This is a genomic window from Paenibacillus sp. 01T422, assembly GCF_056398785.1.
In genome coordinates, this window is record NZ_JBFTQB010000610.1 from 1 (window position 1) to 4,504 (window position 4,504).

Consider the following 4,504-nt stretch of genomic DNA (forward strand, 5'->3'; position numbering starts at 1 on the left):
GGCTCATATTATAGGCTAATTTACCGCGATTTCGTATGAAACGAAAATCAAGTGCCCACTTTCGAATGCCTGGCCTGTTAGCAGGATTAGTTCCGGCATCCTTGGTAAGATTAACGTGGTAGAAACCATCTTGAGCAGGATATTGCAAATGATATTCATTATTAGAATCAATGTCAATACTATTTTAAAAAACTAGGATAAGATTTTTTTGATGATATTAATATAAGCTTTTACAAATAAATGTATGATTTTTCAAGTGGGGTATTATGAAGATTGCAATTGACAGATTCAGTAAGGAGAGTAGAATAGACTGAGTATATCGATAATGATAATCAATGTTAGTGAAAATGTGTTCAAAAAAATAAAATTAGGTGTGGTGATATATGCGCAAAGTTTTAATAATGAGTTGGATAGCTCTTCTTTTGATGTGGATTGTTCCGATTTCAGCGAGTGCAAAAGGGGAAGATGATCTGAAAAAGGCCGATGCGGACATCCAACAAGCTATTCAATTAGCCGAAGGCGGTAAGGTAGAGGATGCATCTAAGCTATTCGACAAGTTTCAAGTAAACTGGCTTACGATAGAAGAAGGCATTAAAGCAACCTCACTGGCAGCCTATCAAAAAATCGAGCAAGCCATGGGAGAGGTTTCATTTGCCACTCTGAAACAGCCCATTGATCAAACCAAGCTTACAGATACATTGAAAGTGCTTCATGAATTAAATACAAGCTTCATCTCAGGTAAGCTGCAGGTAAAACAAGTTATACTATGCTTGATGCCACGACCATTTTGTTAAGAGAAGGACTGGAAGCCCTTCTTGTTATTATTGCTTTGCTAGGCTTTTTGACGAAATCAGGTCATGCGGATAAGAAGCGATGGATTTGGTATGGTGTAGGCGGAGGACTTTTCATTAGTATTCTTCTAGGGATTATCGTACAGCAATTGTTTTCCACAAGTGCTTTTGGTAACAACAACTTCCTTATTGCCGGTTGTACTGGAATATTTGCAGCGCTTATGTTGGCTTATATGAGTTATTGGCTTCACAGTAAATCTAATATTTCCAGTTGGCAGCAATACATACGTAATCAAAGCGTAAAAGCGTTAGCCACAGGTAGCCTTTTTTCACTAAGTTTGTTAGCTTTTCTAGCCGTTTTCCGTGAAGGGACAGAAACGGCGCTTTTCATGATTGGGATGGCATCATCAATCTCAATAACCTCTTTGCTAGGCGGTATTTTTATCGGGGTTGGGATATTAATTGTTGTTGCTTTCTTGATCTTGAAAATCGGAATGAAGGTGCCGATGCGTCCATTCTTCTTAATTTCAAGTGTGTTCGTCTTTTATCTTTGTTTTAAATTTGCAGGCATGGGGGTGCACGGCTTGCAATTGGCTGGTTACATACCTGCGACAGCAGCCTCATGGGTGCCGAGTTGGGAGTTTCTTGCCTTGTACCCAACGCTTGAGAGTGCAATACCTCAGTTTGTCCTTCTCATCTGTGCACTTTTTGCCGTACTAGTGGATGCACGTAAAACTATGCAACTCAGAAAAGCAACTTCGATCATTAATGAAAACTAGAATTTTGGAGGCTTTATACGATGAACAAACGAAAACAATTAATTATTTTAACAGCGGCAATAGCACTTGTAGCAGTAGGCTGCAGTAAAGCGACAACGACACCTTCGGCAACAACTGCTGCATCTCCCGTAGCAAGCCCTACGCCGAATGTAACAAAAGTGCCAGCGAAAGAAGGCGCAGCAGCTTTTCTAAAGACAATTGATGGTTTGAAAGGACAGATAGATCAAAAACAGGTGACTGATTCGAAAAAAGTATCTTCTTCCTTAGTAGTTGACTGGGCTACCTTTGAAGATGAGGTTAAACTGAAATATCCCGAGTTATATGTAAAAGTTGAGAAGTTTTTGGCACCATTAGAAGCAGGATTGACACAAGATAAGCTCGACTTTGCGATTCTGGGTCAGTTAAATGACGGTTTGAAAGGCGCATTAACAGAGCTAAGTACTTCATTAAATGAAAATAAAGGTGCAGTAAACGACGCTGCGATTTCAGGATCGCAAGCACTTCAAGATGCGACGAAGGCTTATAATGAATACGTACAAGACCAAGGAAATCAAATGGTCTCACTTTTGGAGCAATTAAATGCAGCTGTGAAAAGTGGCGATTTGAAAAAAGCGCAAGAAGCCTATGTTGCTTCGCGGATGCCTTATGAAAGAATCGAGCCTGTAATCGAAAAATTCAAAGAGCTTGATGGTGTTATGGACGCGCGTGTAGACGACTTTAAAGATGAAAAAGATCCTGAATTTACAGGCTACCATCGTATTGAGAACTTATTATTTGTACAAAAAACAGTAAAAGAGGCTGAGCCTTTTGCTGCTCGCTTACTCGAAGACGGTAAGAAAATGCAACAAAGTATTGCTGCAACTAACATCGAAGCGACAGATTTTGTTACTGGTGTTGGCGAGCTGATGGAAGAAGCACAGACTTCGAAGATTACGGGTGAAGAAGAGCGTTGGAGCGGTGCAACAGTACCTGTAATTAGAGCAAATGTAGAAGGCGCACAGCAAATCTACGATCTTGTAAAAGTCGAATTAAAGAAGAAAGACGCTGCGCTTGATGATAAAATTAGTAAAAGCTTATCAAGTGTTATCGAAGCTATGAATACCTTATCTCCAGTGGGAACGACATGGAATGATTTTGCGAAAATTGAACAATCGAAACAAGTCGATTTGAAAAATAAACTGGAAGCATTAGCAGAACCACTTGTAAAAATGCCTGGAACATTAGGGCAATAATCCATAAAGGAGTGTGACATCGCGATGGGAGATAAAATAAATCGTCGTACATTTCTAGGGATGACTGCTGCTGGTGCTGCGGGGTTGATTCTAGGAGACTTTATTGGCARGGAGCAGCAACATGAGCTTAATACTCCTGTAACAAAACAAGAGACTACGGATGATGGCAAGGCTGAAACGATTCCTTTCTACGGTACCCATCAAGCCGGTGTCATAACTCCGCAGCAAAACTTTGCAAATGTTGCAGCCTTTGATATTACCACAGATGATCGACAGCAATTACAGCAATTATTCAAGAGTTGGACGGAAATGGCAGCCACCTTAATGGAGGGAAAACCGTTAGCAGCAGAACCTCAGGAGGGTAAATTTCCTCCAGTAGACACTGGGGAGCAAATCGGACTGGCCACAGGCAAGCTCACGCTGACGTTTGCTGTTGGTAGTTCACTTTTTGAAAAAGAGGGAAAGGAACGTTTTGGACTTCGCTCGCGTAAACCTCAAGGTCTAACAGAGATGCCGATTTTCCATAAAGACTCTTTGCAGAAACAGTTAACACACGGGGATATTATTGTCCAAGCTTGTTCCGATGATCCTATGATATGCTTTCATGCAATTCGAAATTTGGCTAAAGCGGCGCGTGGAGTTGCACATTTGAGATGGCAGCAAACTGGTCAATTAGGTATTAAATCGGATGGCACAAAACGTAATTTGTTCGGCTTCAAAGATGGTACCAACAATCCTGCACTGAAAGACGAAGCTTTTATGAAAAATAACGTTTGGATTGATAGCGCGGATGGAGCTCCATGGCTTGCTGGAGGAACTTATATGGTCGTGCGCCGTATAAATATGCGAATTGAAACATGGGATCAACAGCCGTTTTCTAATCAGGAGGAAATAATAGGACGTCAAAAAGTGTCGGGTGCTCCGATGGACGGTAAAAACGAATTTGATCAACCTAGTTTCGTATCAGATTCTAAAGGTGATCATACGGCCTTAGATTCTCATATTCGACTCTCCAATCCAAGAGATGGTGAGAACTCCGAGCGTGAACGAATTCTTCGTAGGGGATATAACTTTATGGAGAATTTAGATAGTGTGGGAAGAATGAACGCAGGTCTCTTATTTGTATGTTTTAATAGAAATTTACAAACTCAGTTTGAGTCCATTCAAAAGCGTTTAACAAACCCTAAAATGCCCGATCAAATGTTATCTTACACGACCTCTACAGGTGGAGGGTACTTTGCAGTACTTCCTGGTGTAACAAACAAAGACAGCTATTTGGGACAGAATTTATTTAGTTAAATTTTATAAGTAAAAAACGAGAGACATATGTCTTTCGTTTTTTTTTTATTTCATATCGGTATATGAATAGTTCTCATTTAATTCTCATCTTTTATTGTTACAGTAGGGAAGCGAGAATTAACAAAGGGTGGTTTTACTGACAGATTTGCCTGGAAAAATACGATTGAGGTGATTTCATTGCATCAGTTAATTGAATGGATTTCAAATCATGCTATAGGACTAGTCACGAGTTACGGAGTTTTGGGAATCTTTATTGGGATGTTAGTTGAAAGTGCTTGTATTCCGATTCCAAGTGAAGTTATCATGCTTTTTGGAGGTTTTTTTATTCAAAAAGGTGCCTTTAATTACTTTGAGGTTGTTAGCGCGGGTGTATTAGGCAATTTAGTAGGATCTATCCTTATTT

At 40.0% G+C, this 4,504-nt stretch carries 5 protein-coding genes; all 5 read left to right on the top strand.

Going from position 1 to position 4,504, the window contains the following annotated elements:
* Window positions 1-383 precede the first annotated feature (383 nt).
* On the top strand, window positions 384-794 hold the full coding sequence (locus AC1DUA_RS27200) for a hypothetical protein (protein WP_477502743.1): 411 nt from the start codon (window positions 384-386) through the stop codon (window positions 792-794).
* Window positions 767-1,570 (top strand): FTR1 family iron permease, encoded by an 804-nt coding sequence (locus AC1DUA_RS27205; RefSeq protein ID WP_477502744.1) that lies wholly within the window; start codon window positions 767-769, stop codon window positions 1,568-1,570. The genes AC1DUA_RS27200 and AC1DUA_RS27205 overlap by 28 nt, the downstream gene beginning before the upstream one ends.
* Window positions 1,571-1,590: 20 nt before the next feature.
* Window positions 1,591-2,802: an EfeM/EfeO family lipoprotein gene (locus tag AC1DUA_RS27210; protein ID WP_477502745.1), complete on the top strand. Its 1,212-nt coding sequence runs from the start codon at window positions 1,591-1,593 to the stop codon at window positions 2,800-2,802.
* A 24-nt stretch (window positions 2,803-2,826) separates the two neighbouring features.
* Window positions 2,827-4,101 carry an iron uptake transporter deferrochelatase/peroxidase subunit gene (gene efeB, locus AC1DUA_RS27215; protein ID WP_477502746.1) on the top strand — a complete coding sequence of 425 codons (1,275 nt, stop codon included), beginning with the start codon at window positions 2,827-2,829 and terminating at the stop codon, window positions 4,099-4,101.
* 177 nt (window positions 4,102-4,278) lie between these two features.
* The coding region (locus AC1DUA_RS27220; protein WP_477502747.1) for a DedA family protein at window positions 4,279-4,504 on the top strand (226 nt) is incomplete at its 3' end.

Bases quoted from the DNA above. Each gene is read 5' to 3' on its own strand.
- AC1DUA_RS27200 (WP_477502743.1), top strand. From the start codon at position 384: ATGCGCAAAGTTTTAATAATGAGTTGGATAGCTCTTCTTTTGATGTGG.
- AC1DUA_RS27205 (WP_477502744.1), top strand. From the start codon at position 767: ATGCTTGATGCCACGACCATTTTGTTAAGAGAAGGACTGGAAGCCCTT.
- AC1DUA_RS27210 (WP_477502745.1), top strand. From the start codon at position 1,591: ATGAACAAACGAAAACAATTAATTATTTTAACAGCGGCAATAGCACTT.